At 46.2% G+C, this 1,968-nt stretch carries 2 protein-coding genes; one reads left to right on the top strand and one right to left on the bottom strand.

The window, feature by feature from the left end; all coding sequences use genetic code 11:
* A partial coding sequence (locus B7X71_RS15975; protein ID WP_293601455.1) for a cyanophycin synthetase occupies positions 1 to 795 on the top strand: 795 nt, incomplete at its 5' end.
* Between the two features lie 97 nt (positions 796 to 892).
* On the opposite strand, the gene B7X71_RS15970 is transcribed toward B7X71_RS15975, so the two are convergent.
* Positions 893 to 1,903, bottom strand: coding sequence for a class 1 fructose-bisphosphatase (locus B7X71_RS15970; protein WP_293601454.1), 1,011 nt, complete (start codon positions 1,901 to 1,903; stop codon positions 893 to 895).
* Between the last annotated feature and the right edge of the window lie 65 nt (positions 1,904 to 1,968).

Here is a 1,968-nt window from a genome sequence, read left to right as displayed (position 1 = left end):
GCCCCAACTGGCGCTGCCGTGCTCAATGCAACAGATCCCATCGTAGCTAGGATGGGCGACTTCTGCACCGGTCGAGTGATCTTCTTTTCTCAAAATCAACATCACCCTGTTATTGCAGCCCATCGCGCCAAAAACAAAAAAGTGATTTATTTTGATGGCACTCACATCATCTGCTCTAAAGGAGAACGCGTACTTTTCCGCTACCCAGTCAGTGAGATTCCATTCACACAAAATGGTGTACTGGGCTTCCAGATTGAAAATGCAATGGCTTCTATTGGTGCAGCCTGGGCCCTCGGTTTGGATGCGGAAAAAGTGGCTCGTGGCCTCCATTCTTTTGAGAGCACGGCTAATTCAGTGCCTGGACGCTTTAATCAATTCCAGCATAAAGGCGCCACAGTGATTGCTGACTATGGTCACAATCCAGATGCCATGCGCGCACTAACCAGCGCCATCGAAGCCATGAAACCTAAAAAGAGTCATGTGGTGATCAGTGGTGCCGGCGATCGTCGGGATGAAGATATTCGTGACCTGACTCGCATTCTTGGCAATAGCTTTGACAATGTCATTCTTTATCAAGATCAATGTCAACGCGGTCGCGAAGACGGTGAAGTCTTAAAGCTTTTGCAAGAAGGTTTAGTAGGCACCAAGAAAGCTAAACAAGTTAAAGAAATTACCGGTGAATTCCTCGCAATTGATACTGCGCTTAATGATTTATCTCCTGGTGACATCTGCCTGATTCTCATTGACCAAGTAGAAGAATCTCTAGCCTACCTTAAAGAGAAAGTTCAGCCTTAATTAGGACTTGCTTTTGTAGCCCTAACAAAAAGCCCAATCCGTGATTGGGCTTTTTAATTGATCACCTAATTGGTCAACTCAGAGTTTTAGTAGTTGCTTATGTCTGAGAGTGATAGTGCTGGAGTCGCTCAATCTCTTCCTTGGAACCCAACATGACAGAAACGCGCTCATGCAATTCTGTAGGAACCATATCCATGATGAGTTGCTCGCCATTAGTCGATGCACCACCAGCCTGCTCCACTAAGAAGCTCATCGGATTTGCTTCATACATCAGGCGTAACTTGCCTGGCTTGTGGGGTTCACGTTGATCCCATGGGTACATAAAGATGCCACCACGTGATAAAACACGGTGCACATCGGCAACCATGGATGCAATCCAGCGCATATTGAAATCTTTATCTCGCTCACCACTGACACCAGCCAAGCACTCATCAACGTAGCGACGCACAGGCTCAGCCCAGTGGCGCATATTCGACATATTGATAGCGAACTCTTTGGTTGAGTGAGAAATCTCAACCGCATGCTTAATCAAAACAAACTCGCCAGTCACCTTATTTAGAGTGAACATCACAACGCCGTCACCCAAAGTTAATGCCATCGTGGTTTGCGGTCCGTAGACAACGTAACCCGCAGCAACTTGGTGACGACCTGACAATAAAAAATCCTCTGTCTGCAATGGCGCTGCAGGATCTTGCTTTTTCAGCACCGAGAAAATCGTTCCGATAGAGACGTTGACATCAATATTAGAAGAGCCATCTAGCGGATCAAACAATAATAAGTAGTCGCCAGTACCTTGGACTGGAAGCGGCAATTCCATCTCCTCAGAAGCTAGACCAGCTAGAGATTTGCAACCCTGTACGCCGTCAATCAATAAGTCATTGGCAATAACATCCAACTTTTGCTGAACTTCACCCTGGACGTTACCAGTACCAGCAGAGCCTAACAAGCCAATTAGAGCGCCTTGAGCAACCTCATGACTCAAGGTTGAGCAAGTATCAGCAACGGCCAATAACAACTCTTGTAGGCCCACAGGAATGCCTGCACCCTTAACCTTGGCGGACGATAGATATTGCTTGAAATTGGTATTAAAAGTACTTGAAGTGCTCAAAAGGAATTTCTCCGTAGATACTATCTAAACGACATTTTTCACATAGGGTCTATTTTGCCCTGTTC

It is taken from the genome of Polynucleobacter sp. 39-46-10 (assembly GCF_002282275.1).
This window is presented reverse-complemented; position numbering and strand designations above follow the sequence as displayed.